Below are 18,926 nucleotides of genomic sequence, written 5' to 3' on the forward strand. Positions count from 1 at the left end.
GCCCCGGAGGCCAGTGTCGCCCGATGTCTCCCGCCTGCCACCCGCGTCACTCCTTCAGCAATCCGGCGCCCTGCAGCGCGTGAGCGGCGGCGACGACGGAATCGAAGGGGAGACCGGATCGCTGGGCGACGTCGAGCAGGCTGTGCTCGCCGTCCGAGAGGTTGAGCACCCAGAGCATCGCCATCTGGGCCGCCTTGGCGTCACTGCGGCCGCCGAGGGAGTCGTAGAGCCCGCGTTTGCCGAGCTGCGGCTCGCCGTACGGGCTCAGGTTGACGTAGCGGCGGTCGCGGTCCAGCAGGGAGAACGCCTCGCTCAAGGTCGCGAGCGTGTCCTCCATCGCCTCGGTGGACACGAAATCCAGGTTGTCGGCCGAAGTGTGGTACTCGGGATAGCCGGCGTACGGCGTCCTGGTCAGCGAGCCGACGCCGAGGTTGAATCCCGGCGAGCAGAACTGCCGCTCGTCGTAGCCGTACGGCGAGAAGTCGAGGACCTCGTGCGGTTTTCCGGCAAGGACGAATTCGAGCACCTTGTCGATTTCGGCGTCCCCGCGACGGCTTCGCTTGTAGGTCAGCGATCCGGGGTCGCCCGCGCAGGCGAGCACGATCCCGGCCTTGACCTTGCCGAGCCGTTCGGTGTTGCGCGCGAGCCAGGTGATCGCGCCGATCGTGCCCGGCATGAACAGGAACCGGTATGTGTGGTGCGGTTTCGCCGCGGCCAGCCGCTGCGCGAGCGCCGCGGCGACGGCGATACCCGCGAGGTTGTCGTTGGCCAGCGACGGATGGCAGGTGTGGCACGACACCAGCACCTCGTCGGTGACCTCACCGGGGACCACGTGCTCGGCGTAGGTCAGCTGCCCATCGTCCAAAGTGGACTCGATCCGGACCTCGTAGTCACCGTCCGGCAACGCGTCGAGGGTGTCCTGTGCCAGGCAGAAACCCCACGTCGGCGCGTAGTAGCTCGTGCGGTACGGCACCAGCGACGGCTGCTCGGGCAGCGTGTGGAGATGCTCGCGCAGGTCCGCCAGCGGCATCGTCTCGGCCACCGGCACGCTGTAGCCGACGACGTGCAGGTTCGACTCCCGGAAGTCGACGACCTTCCGCCCGGCCGGGTCCTTCACCCAGGCGTCGCGGATGTTCCACTCCTGGGGAACGGTCCAGTCGAGCACCTGGGTCCCGGTCGGCACCTCGTGGACGTCGAGCGGGAGGTGCTCGCCGAGGATCTCCAGCGTGGCGCGGACGCCGTCGCCGGTGATGCTGCGGCAGAGCGGATACAGGCGCTCGACCAGCTCCCGCAGGTCGGCGCCCGTGTCCAGTGGCTTGCGCGTCATCACCGTCGCCGCAGGGTTTCGTCGATCTCGCCCGCGGCGGTCCGCGCGTTGAGCGTGGCCAACCTGGTGAACCGGTTCTTGAAGTCGTGCGCGGTCAGGCCGTGCGTGCGATAGGCGTAGATCAGATCGAGTGCGCCGTCCTTGACCGACCAGTCGCATTCGAAGCCGGGGATCGCCTCACGGAAGCGGGAGAAGTCGACGCGGTAGGAGCGCGGGTCGCCCGCGGACTCGCCGGTGATCCGCAGCTTCGCGCTGGGGACGGCCTCGACGACCTGCTGGGCGATCTCGGCCACGGTCACGTTGTTGCGTTCGGTGCCGATGTTGAAGGCCTTGTCGTGGACGGCCTCCTTGGGCGCGACCAGCGCGGCCTCGAAGGCGCGCGCGATGTCCTTGGCGTGCACCAGCGGCCGCCACGGCGTGCCGTCCGACAGCACCAGGATCTCGCCCGAAACGTGGGCGTGCGCGGTCAGGTTGTTGAGCACGATGTCCGACCGCAGCCGCGGCGAGAAGCCGAACGCGGTGGCGTTGCGCATGTACACCGGGGTGAAATCGTCGTCGGCGAGTGCGTGGAGGTCGTCCTCGACCCGCACCTTCGACTCGGCGTACGGCGTCACCGGGCGCAGCGGCGCGTCCTCGTCGACCAGGCCGTCTCCGCCCGAAGCGCCATAGACCGAGCACGTCGAGGCGTAGAGGAACCGCTTGACCCCAGCGTCCTTCGCCAGCTTCGCGAGCTTGACCGAAGCGTGGTGGTTGATGTCGTAGGTGAGCTCCGGCGCCAGCGATCCCAGCGGGTCGTTGGACAGCGCGGCGAGGTGGATCACCGCGTCCACCCCGGTCACGTGCTCGGCCGTGACGTCGCGAAGGTCGACTTCGTAGCCCTTGGGATCGTCGGGCTTCGGGCCCAGCACGCAGGTGTCGAAGAGACCGGAGTCGAGGCCGACGACCTCGTGGCCTTCGGCGGCCAGCACCGGGGCCATCACCGTGCCCAGGTAACCCTTGTGCCCGGTCAGCAGCACACGCATGGCTTTCAGCCTTTCGGAGTGAGGTCGAGCGTCAGTTTCTTGAGGTCGAAGGCCTCCGCGTAGCGCTGCCCGCATTCGATTCCGCGAATGCGGGCGAGGCCGAGGAAGGCTTCCCGGTCGTACCAGGGCCGGTGCCGCTGAGAGGCGTAGTGCTCCTGCAGCAGCCGGACCTTCTGTTCGGCGAGCTCGGCCGACAGCGGGACGTACGCGGTGGGTTTGGCGAGGTCGCCGTCCCATTTCGCGATCTCGTACTCCAGCTGGAGATGGGTGCGGAACACCGTCGGCACGAGCGTCGCCAGCCCGCGGTGGTCCTGGTGCGCGTCCGCTGTGCGCGGGGAGAGGACGAGGTCCGGGTCGGTGCGGCGGCGCAGGTCTTCCAGGCTGTTCTTGGCCTCTTCCCAGTGCGCGGGGAACCGGCCGTCGGGCAGTTTGAGCACGGTGACCTCGACGTCGGCGCCCTGGCAGAAGGCGGCGAGCGCGGCACGTTCCTCAGCCTCGCGTTCGGTGCCGCCACCGGAAAGGACGAGCGCGTCCACCCGCACACCGGGATTCTGGCCGCAAAGGGTCAACAAACTGCCGCCCGCCCCGATGGCGATGTCGTCACAATGCGCGCCCAGCGCGACGATCCGCTCGATCCCGCCGGTACCGAGTCCGATCACGCCGTGCTCGCGGGTTCGCGTTCCCAGCGTGCCCACGGACGGTCGCCGTGCGCATAGGAATCGTCCAGCTGGACGCGTTCCTTGACGGTGTCCGTCGGCTTCCAGAACCCGCGGTACGGGTACGCCAGTAGCTTGCCCTGCTTGGCGAGTTCTCCGCAGCCGTCGGCCACGAGGTCGCCGCCCTCGGGGATGTGGTCGAAGATCTCCTGGCGCAGCACGAAATACCCGCCGTTCTCCCACAGCGGCATCTCGCTGACCGGGGTCAGCGCGCCGATCCGGCCGTCCTCGCCCATTTCGACGCAGTGGAACGACGACTGCGGCGGCACGACCATCATCGACGCGCCGGCGTCGGAATCGGTGAACCGCTCGATCATCTCCGGCAGCGGGGCGTCGGTGAGGACGTCGGCGTAGTTGGCGAGGAACATCTCGTCGCCCTCGAGGTACGGGCGTACGCGGCGCAGGCGCTCGCCGATGGCCGATTCGAGGCCGGTCTGCACGAAGGTGATCGACCAGTCCGCGATGTCGGTCGAAAGCAATTCGGCCTTGCCGTTGCGCAGGACGAAATCGTTGGAGGTGGTCTCTTCGTAATTGAGGAAGAACTCCTTGATGTGGTGCGCGCCGTAACCGAGGCAGAGGACGAATTCGGTGTGGCCGAAATGCGCGTAGTACCGCATCACGTGCCAGATCAGCGGTCTCGGGCCGACCATGGCCATCGGCTTGGGCACGTCGGACGCGTCACCGTTGCGCATCCGCATGCCGTAACCGCCGCAGAAGAGGACTACCTTCACGACTTCACCTCGACGATTTCCAGGTGCGGGATGGGGAAGACCAGTTTCCCGCCCCATTTGTCCACAAAGGACAATTGGGCGGTCAGTTCCTTCCGGAGGTTCCACGGAAGGACGAGCACGTAATCGGGTTCGTCCGCCTCGATGCGTTCCGGCGGCAGGATCGGGATCCGGGTGCCGGGGGTGAACCGGCCGTGCTTGTACGGGTTCCGATCGACGGTGTACCGCAGCACGTCCGGACGGATACCGCAGTGGTTCAGCAGCGTGTTCCCCTTGCCGGGGGCGCCGTAACCGACGACGGTCTTGCCTTCGAGCGCCGCGTCGGTGAGGAACTTGTTCAGGTCGAGCCGGACCTTGGTGACCCGCTCGGAGAATTCGGTGTAGCCGGACATTTCGTGCAGCCCGGCGGCCTTCTCGGCGTCGAGGACCTGGGTCATCCGCTCGCTCGGCTCACCGGCGACGGCGTCCGGGCGCGCCCACAGCCGGATCGAACCGCCGTGGGTGGGCAGGAGTTCGGCGTCCACAACGGACAATCCGCCGAGCGCGAGGGCCCGGCGCGCGGATTCCACCGTGTAGTACTGGAAATGCTCGTGATAGATCGTGTCGTACTGGTTGTCCTGGATCAGCGTCAACAGGTGCTGGACCTCGATGCTGACCCAGCCGTCGTCGGCGACCAGGGCGCGGAGCCCGTGCGTGAAACCGATGATGTCCGGGATGTGCGCGTAGACGTTGTTCGCCACGACGAGGTCGGCGGGACCGTGTTCGTCGCGGACCTCTTGTCCGGTTTCGGGGCCGAGGAAAGCGGTCTTCGTCGGCACCCCGGCGTCACGCGCGGCTTGGCCCACGTTCACCGAAGGTTCCACGCCAAGACAGCGGATCTGCTGTGCCACAACGTGTTTGAGCAGATAACCGTCGTTGCTGGCGACCTCGACGACGAACGACGACCCGTCGAGCCCGAGCCGGTCGACGGCGCCGTCGACGAACGTCTTAGCGTGTTCGACCCAGGAGGCGGAATACGACGAGAAGTACGCGTATTCGGTGAAAGTCTCTTCCGGGGTGATCAGCGGCGGGATCTGGGAGAGCCAGCACTCGGTGCAGACCTGCAGGTGCAGGGGATACGTCGGCTCCGGCTCCGCGAGCTGCGCCGCGGTCAGGAACCGTTCGCACGGCGGCGTCGCCCCGAGGTCGACGACACTGGCGAGATGGGCCGAGCCGCAGAGTCGGCAGGTGGTCATCGAGAGGCTCCTTGGCTCGCGTCACGTATCCCAGACGTCGGCCCCTCGGGTCGCCTCGTTACATGCTTCCAGGGGTCTCACGCTTCCGTCTCACAACCGAAACCTGCCGTCTCGGCCATCGGCGCAGACCCCTGCGCCATCCGGGCGCGGGCAACCCCGCCCGATCGCGTTCAGCCCGCTAAACGCGAGTCGCGAGCCCAGCCTCAGACCCGCGTGAAGGCCCCCTTCCCTCGGCTCAGTCGAGGGAAGGGGCCTTCACGAGCCCTTCAGCCGCATCGCGTTTAGCCCGCTGAACGCGATGCGGCCAGGCGGAGTCAATCACCACGTCAAGAAACCACCAGCGCGTAGTCGGCGTCGGTGGCCGATGTCTCCGGGTGACCGTCGGCGTTCACCTGCGTCGCCACGACCTCCACCGTCCACGTACCCGCGGCCGGCTTCTCCAGGATGACGTTCTCCACCGTGTCGACCGTGTTCGGCGACCCGCCCGCGGTCGAGAAGTTGCCCGCCTTCAGCCCGTTGTTGCCGTAGTAGACGGTCCCGTTCGGCGCGGTGACCTTCAGGGTCAGGTCGTTGACCCTGGTGACCGACGCGCTCGGCGAGCCCGCCGGGTCGGTGTAGGCCAGCGTCGCCTTGAACTGCTTGGTCCCGTTCACCGCGACGGTGTACTTCTTCGACTGCCCGGTGCCCAGCAGGTCGGTCTCGTTCACCAGTACCGGCAGTTTCCACCCGTTCGCCTTGGCCTGCTCGTGCAGGTACCGCACGTTCGCGGTGCCCCAGCCCTGATGCGTCCTGGTCATGTCGTGCGACGTGCCGCTGAACGCGAACTGGTCGGCCCCGTTGATCAGCAGCGCCTTCGCGGTCGCCGCGTGCGGGCGGCTCGTGAAGACGTCGCGGCCCTTGCCGGGGCCGCCGTCGAACACGCCGTCGGCCCACATCTGGAACAGCAACCCGGCGTTCCCGCAGGTGATCGGGGTCGCGCCGCTTGTCCCGCCGAACGACGTCGTGTACGAGGTGTCACTGCCCGACGACGTGGTGTCGATCCGGTCGTAGTAGTTCGACAGCTCCGGTTTGATCCGGCCGTCGGCGGCCGGGCCGATGCTGGCGCCGCCGCTCCACTTGTCGTCGGTGCGGCCCAGCGTGTTGTAGTGATACTGCCCGCCCACCGAGAGCACGTTCTTCGACCAGGCCTGCGGCCGCGACTGCTGGGTGCCCGCGTTGCTCTGCGACTGGCAGATCAGCAGGTCGTGATCGAAGACGATCTTGTCGAGCTCGGCCGAGACGGAGTTGTAGGCCGTGGTCAGCCCGCCGCCCCAGCTGTTGCTTTGGAACACCGCGCGGTACTTGCCCGCCGGGTCGACCAGTTCCTTGGTGTGGGCGTAGCGGTCCGGCTTGTTGTAGGTGGCGAAGATCCCCTGCCCCTCGGGCAGCAGCCCCCGTTGTGGCGCGCTCACCCCCGACGCGAAGATCTGGCCGTAGGTGGAGGTCCCGTGGCTGGTGCTGGTGGAGTTCGAGCCGTGCAGCACCGTCGGCCGCGCCTTGAACTCCTGGTGGGTGACGCGCAGGCCGCCGTCCATCACCTCGCCGCGCACGCCCTGACCGCGGTAGCCGCCGACGCTCTCGATGTGGTTCGCGCCGCCGCTCTCCCTGGCGTTGGCCATGTCGGTTTCGGGAGCGGTGATCGCGCCGACCGCGAGCACCTCGGCCCCCTGCGCCACGGTGGCGGCTTGCCCGGGACCGAGGTTCGCGACGATGTGCTGCCCGCTCTGCGAGATCGCCTCGATACCGCCGCCGAGCCGCAGGATCCGCTCGGCCACGGCGCGCTGGTCACGCGCGTCCGGCTCGACCAGCGTCACCAGGTGACTGCCGGTCGCCGCCGTCGACCTCTCCCTCTTGTCGTCCGGCCGGTATTCGCCGAGCCAGCGGACGAAAGCCAATTCCGCCACCGATTCGCGGTTCTCCGGTTTCACCCGGACCACATAGGCGAAATCGGGAATGTAGGACCCGATCCGCACGCCGAGTGAGCGCAATTTCCCGCGCTGCGCGTCGGTGAGCGCACTGCGGACCTGGAGCAGATACGCGCCCTTCCAGTCCTGGCTCGCCGCCGTGCGCTGGGTCAGCGGGTCGAAGGTCCTGCTGGCCAGACGGATGAACTGGGGGTCTTCGGCGGCCGGGGCGGCGGCGGCCGCCCCGCTCGTCAGTAGCATCGCGCCGATCAAGGGCGCGAGAAAGCGGACAGACTTCGGCCGTGGCATGAAATACCTCCGGGGAGCTCTGCAGGGGAGAGGTCTTTCGAAGGTACCGGCCGAAAAGCGTGATGATCAGCCGCTGAACGGCCCAGCCGTTTTCCGGTGTTGCGGGAAATGGAGCATAAACGGTTAAAAACTGATTCAGGAAATCTCGCCGATCGCCCCGCTGAACCGCGTCAGCCGCTCACGTTCCTCTTCGTCGAGCCGCCACCCAGATGGTGCGGCAACGCGCGTAGACGGCACGCCGGCCCCAGGTCGGCGACACGCAGGCGATGGCGCGCACTGGTCGTCCCCAACGGATGTGCGTGCACGAAGTGGGTCTTCAACGGCCGCGCGGCGCAACGGACGTCGGCCCGGTTCACTCCATCAGGGCTCGCAGTACTTCGGAGAGCTCGCGGATCGCGGCGGTCTCGGCTGTGTGGATGTCCCGGATCATGCCGCCCATCGTGCCGAAGAGTTCGCGGGCTTCGGCCTCGGTGAACGGTGTTTCGTCGTTGTAGTGCGCGCGCATTTTCCACATTTCCGCACCGGCCGACGCGGCGGCGTCCTGCCCCGCGTCGCCTTCGCGGACACCCGCCGACACCGCGCTGACCAGCCCGCGCACCCAGGCGAACTCCGCGTTCGACGCAGGGACGGCCGTCTCGGCCAGTTCGGCCCAGCGTTCGCCGATCCCGCGCCAGGTCGGCGCCTGCTCGGCCAGCGCGGGCAGTTCGAGCAGGCCGGCGGCTTCGGTGAGCGCGTCGGCGAACAGCCCGCGCAGGTGCCCGCCCTCCATTCCGGCCGGGGTGACGCTCTCCCAGACGTTGAACAGTGCCCCGACGAGCCCGCGCCGTTCGCCGAACGCGCGCGGCCAGCCCTTCGGGTCACGTTCGTCGGTCATCGCCTTCGCCCAGCGCTCCCAAGCGGGCAGCGAGAACGACTTCGACGGCGCCGAGAGATTGCGGACGCAGTCCGTCAGCCCGTCGCGCACGGCCGTCCGCCAGTCGGAGACCTCGCCGGGCTCGATGGTCGCGAGCAGGTTCTTGTACGAACCGACCCGGCCGCGCGCGGCGTCGAACGTCTTCCGGTCGACCGTCAGCCGCGCGAGGTTCCGGTCGTCGACGAGCACCCGGCCGTCCTCTTCGCCGTACGCGACGACGAAGTGGCCGCCACCGCCGGACATCTCCGGCGGCAGGTGCCAGTAACCGAGCGACTCGCGGTCGGGGAGGACGATCACCGGCCGCCCCGCTTCGAGTTCGGTGGTCAGCCGTTTGGCGGCGGCGCGTTTTCCGCCGGTGGTGTGGAGATCGAGGCCGAGCCCGAGACGGTCCACTGTGGACTTGAGCCAGTCCTGCGGATACTGCCAGCGCGCACGGAAACCGAACACGATCGTCGACGTCGTTTCGTGCGCGAAGTCCCACAGGATGTAGCCTGCCCCGATTCCGCCGGAGACGGCGAAGACCAGCGCCTCGCCGGGAGGCTTCCCGTCCGGCCCTTCGACACTGTGATGCGCCAGTACGGCGGCCACCGCCGAGACGTCCGGTTGCAGCCCGCCGCGCAATTCGTACTCGGTCACCCCACCATCATGCCCGCTCCGGCCGCAGACTTTCGCGTGTCGTCCATCCAGTCACGCGTGTCGTCCATCCAATCACGCGTGTCGTCCATCGGATCACGTGTGTCGTCCGATCAGTCACGTCGGGTCAGAAGTTCCTGATCAAGGAAAGCCTGCCGCGCAAGGGATCCGCCACGTACACCGTCCGGCTGCGCTGGTCGATCGCGACCGCGCCGGGGTTCACGCCGAGTGACAGGTCGCCGGTGAGCAGGCTCGTCACCCCGTCGACCCTGGCGATGCCGTTCGGTCCTCCGTTGGAGTACGCGGTGTTCGATCCCTCGTGGACCGCCACCGACGAAGACTCCGAGCGCAACAGCACGGTCGTCTTCTCCTTGCGCGTCCCCGGGTCCACAACGGACAGATGATGGATCGCCGAATTCGCGACGAATACCGTCCCGGACGCGTTGTGCACGGCGACCCCGGTCGGTGACTTGCCGACCCGGATGCCGCCGGCGAACTTCCCCGTGCCGATGTCGAAAACCTCCAGCGAGTCGGTGGCCGTGCTGGTGCAGTACGCGAGCTTGCGTCGGCTGTCGACCGCCGTCGACGACAACCCCCGCGTGGGACCGGGGACGAGGTCCAGCAGGCGGCAGCCGACGCCGTCGATGACGGCCAGCGTCCCGGTGAGGGCGCTGACCGCGTAGATGCGGTTCGCCCGCTCGTCGATGTCGACACTGGACGCTCCAGGACCGGCAGGCACCACGCTGACGACGTCGTTGGCCCGCCCGTCGATGACGAGGACGGTCCCGCCGGGCGGATTCGCGACGAAGATCCGGTCGGTCACCGTGTCCACGGCCAGCCCGGCGGGCTCGCCGCCGACCGGGATCACGTCACTAACCGTGCCGGACCGCGAATCGAGGACGACGATCGTGCCGGTGGACGGGTCCGAGACGTACGCGAAGCCGGTGACGGAATTCACCGCGACCGCCTCCGGGGTGCCCCCGACCTCGACGACAAGCACTTTTTCGGCTCTGGCCACCGGCGCGAAGGCGACTGCGGAGGCGCCGGCCGCGGCCAGAGTGAGCAGGGCTCGGCGGCTCAGTTCGGGTCCTCGCACAGGCGCCTCCCGATGATCGTTCCGGGGTTCGACGATAACCCGCAGGCCGGGCACGCGAAGGAACTTCGCGTCCCCCGATCGCGTTGTTTCCGATGAGTAACCCCACCCCCGGAGAAAGGAAGGAGCAGGACGCCGTGCACAAACACCAGAACGGGCTCAAGACCGTCGTCCTGCTCGGCCTGCTGTCCGCGCTCATCGTCGGGATCAGCGGTTTCTTCGGGCGGGGCGCGCTGGTCATCGGGCTGGTGGTGGCGCTCGGGGTCAACGCGTACGCCTACTTCAACTCCGGCAAACTGGCGCTGCGGGCCATGCGCGCCCGCCCCGTTTCGGAGGCCGAGCACCCGGCGATGTACCGGATCGTGCGGGAGCTGGCGACCACCGCGCGGCAGCCGATGCCGCGGCTCTACGTCAGCCCCACGCAGGCCCCGAACGCCTTCGCCACCGGCCGCAGCCCCCGGCACGCGGCGGTGTGCTGCACCACCGGCATCCTCGACCTGCTCGACGAACGCGAGCTGCGGGCGGTGCTCGGGCACGAGCTGTCCCACGTCTACAACCGCGACATCCTGATCTCGTGTGTCGCGGGCGCGCTGGCGAGCGTGATCAGCGTGATCGCCAACATCGCGATGTTCACCAGCATCTTCGGTGGCAGCAACCGCGAGGACGGCGACAGCCCGCTGGTCGGGTTGCTCCTGGTCGTGATCGGGCCGATCGCGGCCGCCGTGGTGAAGCTCGGGGTGAGCCGCTCACGCGAATTCCAGGCAGACGCGTCGGGCGCGGAACTCACCGGAGACCCGCTCGGGCTGGCGTCGGCGCTGCGGAAGCTCGACCAGGGGACGCGCGCGGCGCCGCTCGTGCCGGAGCCGAAGCTGGTTTCGCAGTCGCACCTGATGATCGCGAACCCGTTCCGGCCGGGCGAAGGCCTCTCGAAGCTCTTCTCGACCCACCCGCCCATGACCGAACGCATCCGGCGCCTGGAAGAAATGGCGCGCCACCCCTACTGACCAGCCGACCTGCGTTTAGCCCCCTAATCGCGATCCGCCCGCCGGGATCGCGATTAGCCCGCGAAACGCAGGTCGGCCTCGGGATCGCGTTTAGCCCGCTGAACGCAGGTCGCCCCCCGGATCGCGATTAGCCCGCGAAACGCGATCCGGCTCGGTCCCTGCCCCGGCGACCCCGAGGGCCGCTGCCCCCGCTGCGGCACTGAGACACTCAACGCCCCTAGTGTCACTTCGGGCCGCGCTGACCAGCCGGATCGCGATTAGCCCGCGAAACGCAGGTCGGCCACGGATCGCGATTAGGGGGCTAAACGCAGGTCGGCCCGGCGTCCCATCCCGTGGGAGCGGGAAGCGGGGCAGGACCGCGCGAGTTCCCCGGGCATGGCTTCCGCACAGCAGTTGCACCTCGGGGTCGCGCTCGACGGGGCCGGGCAGCATCCGGCCGCCTGGCGGGTCTCCGACGTCCGCCCGGCCGCCTTGTTCACCGCCGCCCACTACCTGACCCACGCGAAGCTCGCCGAAGCGGCTTCGCTCGACTTCGTCACCCTCGACGACACCCTCGCGCTCCAGCCCGGGGGCGAAGAGGTCGTCCGAGGCCGGCTCGACGCGCTACTGACGTTCGCCGCGATAGCCCCGGCGACCAGCGGAATCGGCCTCGTCCCGACGGTCACCACCACGCACACCGAGCCGTTCCACATCTCGACGGCCGTCGCTTCACTCGACTTCGCGAGCCGCGGCCGCGCAGGCGTCCTCGCGGTGCCTTCGCGCACCGAAGCCGAGGTCGCGCACTTCGGCAGGCGCACCCTGCCGTCCGAGGTGGACGCCGAAGCGGAGAACGCCGAAGTCGTCGACGTCATCGCGCGCCTCTGGGACAGCTGGGAGGACGGCGCGATCATCCGCGACGAACCGACCGGCCGCTTCATCGACCGCGCGAAGCTCCATTACGTCGACTTCGAGGGTCGCTTCTTCAGCATCAAGGGACCTTCGATCACGCCGCGCCCGCCGCAGGGACATCCCGTCGTCGCGGTGTACGGCGACTCGCCGTACGCACACGGCGCGGACGTCGTCCTGGTCGACGAGGTCCGCGGCGCCCGCGAACGTTTCCCGGACGCCAAGCTCCTGGCGGGTCTGTCGATCGTGCTCGCCGAGACGGAGCAAGCGGCCCTCGACCGCCGTCGCGCGCTGGAGACCTACGCGCCCTTCGCATCCAGCCTGAGCTTCACCGGCACGCCCGCCGACCTCGCCACCGAGCTGCCTCGCCTCGCGGCGTCCAATGCTCTCGACGGCTTCCACATCCGGCCCGCGGTCCTGCCCGACGACCTGGTTCTCTTCGCCGCCGAGACCGTCCCCGCGCTCCAGGCCGCGGGCGCGTTCCGGCAGACCTACACCGGCACCACCCTGCGTGACCATCTCGGCCTCGGGGTCGCCGCCAACCAGTACGCGGAGGCGTGACAGATGCCCAAGCTGGTCAAACTCGCCGCACACTTCCCCGGCGTCAACAACACCACCGTGTGGAGCGACCCGCGATCGGGTAGCCAAATCGACTTTTCGTCCTTCGAACATCTCGCGCGCACGGCCGAGCGGGGCAAGTTCGACTTCCTCTTCCTCGCCGAGGGCCTGCGCCTGCGCGAACACGCGGGCAAGATCCTCGACTCCGACGTCGTCGGGCGGCCGAACACCACCACCGTGCTCGCCGCGCTGTCGGCGGTCACCACCCGGCTCGGGCTCGCGGGCACGCTGTCGTCGACGTTCAACGAACCGTACGAGGTCGCACGGCAGGTCGCGAGCATCGACCACCTTTCCGGCGGCCGCGCCGCGTGGAACGTCGTCACCTCGCCGGACGCGTGGACGGGCCAGAACTTCCGCCGCGGTGGCTTCCTGAAACGCGAGGACCGCTACCGCCGCGCCGAGGAGTTCCTCGCCACCGTGCGTGAGCTCTGGGACAGCTGGGCCCCCGACGCACTCGTGGGAGACAAGGAGAACGGCGTCTTCGCCCGCGGCATCGAGCGTTTTGTCCACAGTGGACAGCAGTTCGACATCCGCGGCGAGTTCACCGTCCCGAGGACCCCGCAGGGGCAACCGATCGTCATCCAGGCCGGGGATTCCGGCGAGGGCAGGGAATTCGCCGCCAAGACCGCCGACGTCATTTTCAGCCGCCACGGTTCATTGGAGAGCGGCAAGGAGTTCTTCGCCGACGTCAAGCGGCGGTTGCCCGCGTACGGCCGCGAGCCCGGTGAGCTGCTGATCATGCCCGCGGCGACGTTCGTCCTCGGCGACACCGAGGAGGACGCGCACGAGTACGCCCGCGAGATCCGCTACCAGCAGGTGCGCCCGGCCACCGCGATCCAGTTCCTCGAACAGGTCTGGAGCCGCGACCTCTCCGCCTATGACGCCGACGGCCCGCTGCCCGAGATCGACCCGGACCCCGACGCCCAACCGCTGACCTGGGGCAGAGTCCGGCACGAAAAGGATCCCCTCGCCGTGGCCGCGAAATGGCGGGCGATCGCGGAGGAGAAGAAGCTCTCCATCCGCGAACTCGTCATCGAGGTGACCGCACGCCAGCAGTTCGTCGGTACCGCCCGGCAGGTCGCGGAGTCGATCGACGAGTACGTCCAGAGCGACGCCGCCGACGGATTCGTGCTGGTGCCGCATCTGACCCCGGGTGGGCTGGACGCGTTCGTCGACGACGTCGTCCCGCTGCTGCAGGAACGGGGTGTCTTCCGGGCCGACTACACCGGCGACACCCTGCGCGAGCACCTGTTCAGCCGGTAGCACCCTGGGTGCGCGCGACGTTCATCAGATATTCGCCGTAGCCGGACTTCGCCAGCTTCGCGCCGAGGGCGTAGCACTGTTCCGCGTCGATGAAGCCCATCCGCAGCGCGACTTCTTCGAGACACGCGATCCGGACGCCCGTCCGGTGTTCGAGAACCTGCACGAACTGACCTGCCTCCAGCAGCGAGTCGTGCGTGCCGGTGTCGAGCCAGGCGAACCCGCGGCCGAGGTCGATCAGGGTCGCGCGGTCCTGCCGCAGATAGGTGAGGTTGACGTCCGTGATCTCCAGTTCCCCGCGCGGGGAGGGCTTGAGGTCACGGGCGATCTCGACGACCTGGTTGTCGTAGAAGTACAGGCCGGTGATGGCCTTGCTCGACTTCGGCTTCTCGGGTTTCTCCTCGATGGAGAGGAGCTTGCCGTCTGCGTCGATCTCGCCGACGCCGTACCGCTGCGGGTCCTTGACCGGGTAGCCGAACAGCACACAGCCGTCCAGCGTGGTCGCCGCGGCCTGCAGCCTGCTGGAGAACCCCTGGCCGTAGAAGATGTTGTCGCCGAGCACGAGCGCGACGTCATCGTCACCGATGAAGTCCGCGCCGATGACGAACGCTTCGGCCAGCCCGTTCGGCGCGGCTTGCTCGGCGTAGCTGAAACTGAGCCCGAACTGGCTGCCGTCACCGAGCAGTCGCCGGAAATGCGGCAGGTCGACCGGCGTCGAGATGATCAGGATCTCGCGGATCCCGGCGAACATCAGCACCGAGATCGGGTAGTAGATCATCGGTTTGTCGTAGACCGGTAGCAGCTGTTTCGATATCGCCTGGGTGATGGGATGCAGACGCGTCCCACTGCCCCCCGCCAGCACGATGCCCTTCATGCGATGCCCCCGCTTCGTAGCCGATCGCTCGGAGCCTCACACTACCGGGTGGCTCAGAACGCCGGGCCCTTCGCGAAGTACGCCTTGCAGCCGAGGTTGTACTCGGTGGAGATCTGCAACACGTTCTTGCCGTCGTCGACCGGCAGCAGTGTCGAGCTGTAGTTGGGGCAGAAGTTGTCGTGAATTCCGGAGATGTGCACCGGGGCGGGTAACTCGTACCAATGCCCGGCACCGAAGTTGTCGTTGGCCAGCAGGACCTTGCCGTTCTTGTCCTGCTGGACCCCGGCGGCGTCGGTGTAGATCTGCCCGACCATCACCAGCCGCACCCCGTTCGGGCCGCCGGGGAACAGCGTGATCGTCTGGGCGTGCTGGAAGTAGTTGCCGTTCGGGGTGGTGACACGGGTGCCGGGGTCGAGGGGATCGCCCCAGTTCGCGCCGTCGGAGGAGATCTTGAAGTACGGGTCGCAGAAGCGGTCGCGGTAGTTGCAGATCTCGTAGGCCAGGTAGTACCGGCCGTCGGGGAGGCGCCGGATGGTCGGCATCCCCGGTCGCACCTGATGGGGCGGGATGGCCATCGTGCGCTGCTTCGTGCCCCATCTCACCCCGTCGGTGGAGGCGACCCGGTTCATCACCTGCGCGAACTGCGGCGCCTCGGTCTCGTCGGCGTAGTGCAGCCACAGCGTGCCGCCCGCGTCGACGACGAACTCCGGCTCCCAGATGCCGTCGTGGTTGTGCGAACGAGCCGCCTCGGACAGGAAGCCCCACGTGCGGCCGGCGTCGCGGCTCGACCAGATCCTGATACCGATCCGCCGTTGCGGACCGGCGTCCTGCCGGTAGCTCGCGGCCCACAGCAGGGTGCCCGCGCGGAGCCTGCCGACCCGTTGCGGCAGTTCGTACAGCGTGCCGCAGCACATGCCGCGGCGGCCGTCGCGGTCGCGGATCTCGCCGATCTTGTGGAAGCTCTGCCCCTCGTCGGTGCTTTCCATGATGGGGGTGAACTTGCCGCTCGCGTCCTCGCTGGTCAGCGACGCGAGGATGCGGCCGCGGCCGATCGCGGAATGCTCCAGGCGGATGAGCCGGGGGTACGAGCCGTAGCCGGGCACGAGCTGCCGGCGTTCAGCGGCCTGCGCGGAGGTGACCAAGGACGCGATCACCGTGAGTGACAGCGCGAAGGCGAGTGCGGAGCTGAAACGGCGCTTCATCGTGACCTTCCTCGAACGCGATCGCCGGATTGCAACACGGGCTTTTGTCCCTTTCGGACTGCCGAGAAGGCGTCGCGGCGGAAACCCACGTACGAGTGGCCTGAATCGCTCGGCCGAGTGGTCCGGTAACGCTGGGCTATCGGTCGGCGAAGATCCGTTGACGGGTTCGACCAGGGGGAAATTCGTGATCATGCGCTTGTGCGCCGCCGTGCTGCTGACCGTGGCCCTGGTGGCCTGCTCACCGCCGAACCTGGGCCGCGTCGTCCCCCGGGCGGCCGCACCGGAAAGCCTGGCCGCACCTTCGCCGACCCCCACGACCACCCCGAGGCCGGGCCCACAGCAGGAAGAGAAGCACTCGGGCAAGGGAAACGCGTCGGTCCGCATGGCTTGGCCGGCGCGCCTCGGCTTCGTGACCTTCGACTGCCCGAAGTGTTCCGGCCACGTCGCGGTCAACACCGAGAACGAGCTGATCGTCAACGACAGCGGCCCGTACAAGGGCACCCAGTGGATCAACGACGTGCCCGGCCGTCAGGCGAAGACGTTCACCATCAAGGCCAACGCCGCCTGGACGCTGACCATCACCGACGAAAGCGGCTTGCCCGTCCTGGAGCCGGGCAAGCCCTTATCGGGGAAGAGCGAAGCGGTGTTCGCGGTGCCCGACGCCGTCACGTCGGTCGCCATCACGACCAAGAACAGCGGCCGCACCGCGGTGTGGGTGCACAGCGGAGACTACCCGGAACTCCCCGTCAACCAGCTCGGCGACTACAAGGGCAGCGTGCCCGTGACCGGCCCGGCTTTCGTGTCGGTGGAAGGCGACGGGACCTGGACGGTCACCGCGTCGTAGACAGGACGAAGGCCACCTTCCGCGGAAGGTGGCCTTCGTCGTCGCCGCGCTCAGCGGTAGTTCGTGAACTGCAGCGCGATCTCGAAGTCCTTGCCCTTCAGCAAGGCGATCACGTCCTGCAGCTGGTCCTTCTTCTTGCCGGACACCCGCAGCTGGTCGCCCTGGACCTGCGCCTGGACCCCCTTGGGGCCCTCGTCGCGGATGAACTTGGCGATCTGCTTCGCCTTGTCCGACGCGATCCCCTGCAGGATCTTGCCGCCGATCTTGTAGATCTTGCCGGACAGTGCCGGCTCGTCCGCCTCGAAGGCCTTCAGGGAGATGCCGCGCTTGATCAGCTTCTCCTTGAACACCTCGACCGCCGCCAGCGCCCGTTCCTCGGTCTCGGACTCGATCGCGATCGCCTCCTCGCCGGACCAGTCGATCTTGGTCCCGGTACCCCGGAAGTCGAACCGTGTACCGAGTTCCTTGCTGGCCTGGTTCAGGGCGTTGTCCACCTCCTGGCGATCGACCTTGCTCACCACGTCGAAAGAGGGATCCGCCACGTGTTCTCACACCTCGTACTCGCTTGTCAGGAGCTTCCACCCTAGCCCTGCGGAACCCGGTTGACCGGCCCGCCACGGCATTGGGTATTCTTTCGTCTCGGCCGGGGACACCCGGTCACGGCGAGTTGCCCGAGCGGCCAAAGGGATCTGACTGTAAATCAGACGGCACAGCCTTCGGGGGTTCGAATCCCTCACTCGCCACACCGGAGCGGCCTCTGACCTGGGAAACCAGGCCAGAGGCCGCTCTTGTTCGTCTGCGGCCCTGCGGGCCGTTCGCCGGGCCTGCCGCCTCGTCGGTGTCCGTTCATCCTGCTCGATTCGCCGTCGGCGGCATCTTCGCGGTGCTGCCCGCCGTCAGCGCGGTCATCATCACCACTGGTCGGCGCGTTCCCACACGGACACGTGCTTGGTGCTCTCGGCGGTGAGTTCCGAACGGTCCCAGTCCGCCCAGCGGTACTTCAGGCGCATCCCGGCGAGGCGGGCCATGAGGTCCATTTCGGCGGGCCACGCGTACCGGAAGGGGATCCGGCGGAATCGTCCCTCTCCCTCCGGTGACACCGTGACGTGGTTCGAAGTGAACTCCTGCCTGACGACGTCGTACTGGTCGAATCCCACATAGCCGGGTGCCATCGCGAACGGGACGATGTCCTGCCCGGGCGGCAAGCGCCGCAGCTCCGGCAGGCCGACCTCGACGAGGAACAGTCCGCCCGGCCGCAGGTGCGCGGCCGCGTTGCGGAAGACGTCGACCTGACCGTCCTGGGTGGTCACGTTGCTGATTGTGTTGTAGACCAGGTAAATCAGCGAAAATTCGCCGGCCACCCGGGTTTTCGTCATGTCGCCGATCGTGACCTCGACCGCGTCGCCGCCCGGCTTGCCCGCGATCCGGTCCGCCATCGCCCGGCTCAGTTCGAGGCCGCTCACCGGTACACCGCGCGCCGCCAGCGGGATCGCGATCCGCCCGGTCCCGACGGCGAACTCGAGCACCGGACCGTCGGCCAGGTCTTCGAGGACGTCCACCGCGGGCGTCACCACTTCGGGCGCGTTCGCGCCGCCCGGCGCGTCATAGCCTGCGGCCACACTTTCGGGGAACCAGCCGTCCGCCGGGTCGTCTCCCGTATCCGTCTCACTGATCACGGCCGCCGACGTTACGCCCGCGACCGTGCGGTCTTCATCCCGTTTTCTGGGGGTCAGCGCGATAGCGCAGCAGGACGGTCCCCGACGCGAACGTCCGCTCCTCCGCCAACCGAAGATTCGGAACGCCGGTGGCACCCTCGAACAGCCGGCGGCCTTCGCCGGCCACGACCGGATAGACGAACAGCCGGTACTCGTCGACGAGGCTCTCGGCGATGAGCGCCCGCACCAGCGAGATGCTGCCGGTGGTCACGATGTCCTTGCCTTCTGCGGCCTTGAGATTCTCGATTTCGGAACGCAGCTCGCCGGAGAGCACCGTCGTGTTCTGCCACTCCGGCTCCGTCAGCGTGCTCGAGACCACGTACTTGTCCACTGAGTCGAGGTAGGCCGAAATACCCGTGGTGTCCTCGGTTTGCTTCGGCCAGTACCCGCGCATGTCTTCGAAGGTGACGCGTCCGAGAAGTAACGCGTCGGCGTTCTCACGTTGTTCTTCGAGCACGGACAGGACGTCCGACCGGTCCACGTCCGGATCCGTGTCGCCCGGGCTGAACCAGTCGCCCGCCAGTTCGATCACGCCGTCGACCGTGCAGTTCTCGGTGACGATCAGCTCCCGCATGGACCAGACCGTACCGCCGCCCCCCGACAAA

General features: G+C 68.1%; 17 protein-coding genes and 1 tRNA gene. 5 read left to right on the forward strand and 13 right to left on the reverse strand.

Annotation, left to right across the window (positions count from 1 at the left end; all coding sequences use genetic code 11):
- Positions 1-46: 46 nt before the first annotated feature.
- From ACLJQ7_RS21980 to ACLJQ7_RS22015, 8 genes are all read right to left on the reverse strand, one after another.
- Positions 47-1,327 (reverse strand): DUF4910 domain-containing protein, encoded by a 1,281-nt coding sequence (locus ACLJQ7_RS21980; protein ID WP_410650071.1) that lies wholly within the window; start codon positions 1,325-1,327, stop codon positions 47-49.
- Entirely contained in the window at positions 1,327-2,349 is a 1,023-nt protein-coding gene (locus ACLJQ7_RS21985) for an NAD-dependent epimerase/dehydratase family protein (RefSeq protein WP_410650072.1), read from the reverse strand. The genes ACLJQ7_RS21980 and ACLJQ7_RS21985 overlap by 1 nt, the downstream gene beginning before the upstream one ends.
- A gap of 5 nt (positions 2,350-2,354) precedes the next feature.
- The gene (locus ACLJQ7_RS21990; RefSeq protein ID WP_410650073.1) at positions 2,355-3,008 is read right to left on the reverse strand and encodes a PIG-L deacetylase family protein; all 654 of its coding nucleotides are present in this window, start codon (positions 3,006-3,008) and stop codon (positions 2,355-2,357) included.
- Positions 3,005-3,796 (reverse strand): sugar phosphate nucleotidyltransferase, encoded by a 792-nt coding sequence (locus tag ACLJQ7_RS21995; protein ID WP_410650074.1) that lies wholly within the window; start codon positions 3,794-3,796, stop codon positions 3,005-3,007. Before ACLJQ7_RS21995 ends, ACLJQ7_RS21990 begins: the two co-directional genes overlap by 4 nt.
- Positions 3,793-5,028, reverse strand: a complete 1,236-nt coding sequence (locus ACLJQ7_RS22000) for a class I SAM-dependent methyltransferase (RefSeq protein ID WP_410650075.1) — start codon at positions 5,026-5,028, stop codon at positions 3,793-3,795. The genes ACLJQ7_RS21995 and ACLJQ7_RS22000 overlap by 4 nt, the downstream gene beginning before the upstream one ends.
- A 326-nt stretch (positions 5,029-5,354) precedes the next feature.
- Positions 5,355-7,280: a S8 family serine peptidase gene (locus tag ACLJQ7_RS22005; RefSeq protein ID WP_410650076.1), complete on the reverse strand. Its 1,926-nt coding sequence runs from the start codon at positions 7,278-7,280 to the stop codon at positions 5,355-5,357.
- Positions 7,281-7,632: 352 nt separating this feature from the next.
- Positions 7,633-8,829: a BtrH N-terminal domain-containing protein gene (locus tag ACLJQ7_RS22010; RefSeq protein WP_410650077.1), complete on the reverse strand. Its 1,197-nt coding sequence runs from the start codon at positions 8,827-8,829 to the stop codon at positions 7,633-7,635.
- A gap of 124 nt (positions 8,830-8,953) precedes the next feature.
- Positions 8,954-9,922, reverse strand: a complete 969-nt coding sequence (locus ACLJQ7_RS22015; RefSeq protein WP_410650078.1) for a YncE family protein — start codon at positions 9,920-9,922, stop codon at positions 8,954-8,956.
- Positions 9,923-10,056: 134 nt separating this feature from the next.
- Here ACLJQ7_RS22015 and htpX point away from each other — a divergent pair, with 134 nt between their 5' ends.
- From htpX to ACLJQ7_RS22030, 3 genes are all read left to right on the forward strand, one after another.
- Positions 10,057-10,923 carry a zinc metalloprotease HtpX gene (gene htpX / locus ACLJQ7_RS22020; protein ID WP_410650296.1) on the forward strand — a complete coding sequence of 289 codons (867 nt, stop codon included), beginning with the start codon at positions 10,057-10,059 and terminating at the stop codon, positions 10,921-10,923.
- Between the two features lie 375 nt (positions 10,924-11,298).
- Positions 11,299-12,369 carry an LLM class flavin-dependent oxidoreductase gene (locus ACLJQ7_RS22025; protein ID WP_410650079.1) on the forward strand — a complete coding sequence of 357 codons (1,071 nt, stop codon included), beginning with the start codon at positions 11,299-11,301 and terminating at the stop codon, positions 12,367-12,369.
- Between the two features lie 3 nt (positions 12,370-12,372).
- Positions 12,373-13,689, forward strand: a complete 1,317-nt coding sequence (locus tag ACLJQ7_RS22030; RefSeq protein WP_410650080.1) for an NtaA/DmoA family FMN-dependent monooxygenase — start codon at positions 12,373-12,375, stop codon at positions 13,687-13,689.
- On the opposite strand, the gene rfbA is transcribed toward ACLJQ7_RS22030, so the two are convergent.
- Together rfbA and ACLJQ7_RS22040 are read right to left on the reverse strand one after the other, a co-directional pair.
- A complete protein-coding gene (rfbA, locus tag ACLJQ7_RS22035) occupies positions 13,679-14,560 on the reverse strand; it encodes a glucose-1-phosphate thymidylyltransferase RfbA (protein WP_410650081.1) in 882 nt (293 codons plus the stop codon). The genes ACLJQ7_RS22030 and rfbA overlap by 11 nt on opposite strands.
- Positions 14,561-14,613: 53 nt before the next feature.
- Positions 14,614-15,762 (reverse strand): sialidase family protein, encoded by a 1,149-nt coding sequence (locus ACLJQ7_RS22040; RefSeq protein WP_410650082.1) that lies wholly within the window; start codon positions 15,760-15,762, stop codon positions 14,614-14,616.
- Positions 15,763-15,952: 190 nt separating this feature from the next.
- Here ACLJQ7_RS22040 and ACLJQ7_RS22045 point away from each other — a divergent pair, with 190 nt between their 5' ends.
- Positions 15,953-16,606 carry a hypothetical protein gene (locus tag ACLJQ7_RS22045; protein ID WP_410650297.1) on the forward strand — a complete coding sequence of 218 codons (654 nt, stop codon included), beginning with the start codon at positions 15,953-15,955 and terminating at the stop codon, positions 16,604-16,606.
- A gap of 50 nt (positions 16,607-16,656) precedes the next feature.
- On the opposite strand, the gene ACLJQ7_RS22050 is transcribed toward ACLJQ7_RS22045, so the two are convergent.
- Complete coding sequence (locus tag ACLJQ7_RS22050; RefSeq protein ID WP_410650083.1) at positions 16,657-17,148, reverse strand: YajQ family cyclic di-GMP-binding protein; 492 nt, start codon at positions 17,146-17,148, stop codon at positions 16,657-16,659.
- A gap of 119 nt (positions 17,149-17,267) precedes the next feature.
- Here ACLJQ7_RS22050 and ACLJQ7_RS22055 point away from each other — a divergent pair.
- Positions 17,268-17,349: transfer RNA gene (locus ACLJQ7_RS22055), tRNA-Tyr, on the forward strand.
- A gap of 168 nt (positions 17,350-17,517) precedes the next feature.
- On the opposite strand, the gene ACLJQ7_RS22060 is transcribed toward ACLJQ7_RS22055, so the two are convergent.
- Complete coding sequence (locus ACLJQ7_RS22060) at positions 17,518-18,282, reverse strand: class I SAM-dependent DNA methyltransferase (RefSeq protein ID WP_410650084.1); 765 nt, start codon at positions 18,280-18,282, stop codon at positions 17,518-17,520.
- Between the two features lie 34 nt (positions 18,283-18,316).
- A complete protein-coding gene (locus ACLJQ7_RS22065; protein WP_410650085.1) occupies positions 18,317-18,895 on the reverse strand; it encodes a dihydrofolate reductase family protein in 579 nt (192 codons plus the stop codon).
- Positions 18,896-18,926 lie beyond the last annotated feature (31 nt).

The organism is Amycolatopsis sp. cmx-4-54, from assembly GCF_046548895.1.
Taxonomy (GTDB): domain Bacteria; phylum Actinomycetota; class Actinomycetes; order Mycobacteriales; family Pseudonocardiaceae; genus Amycolatopsis.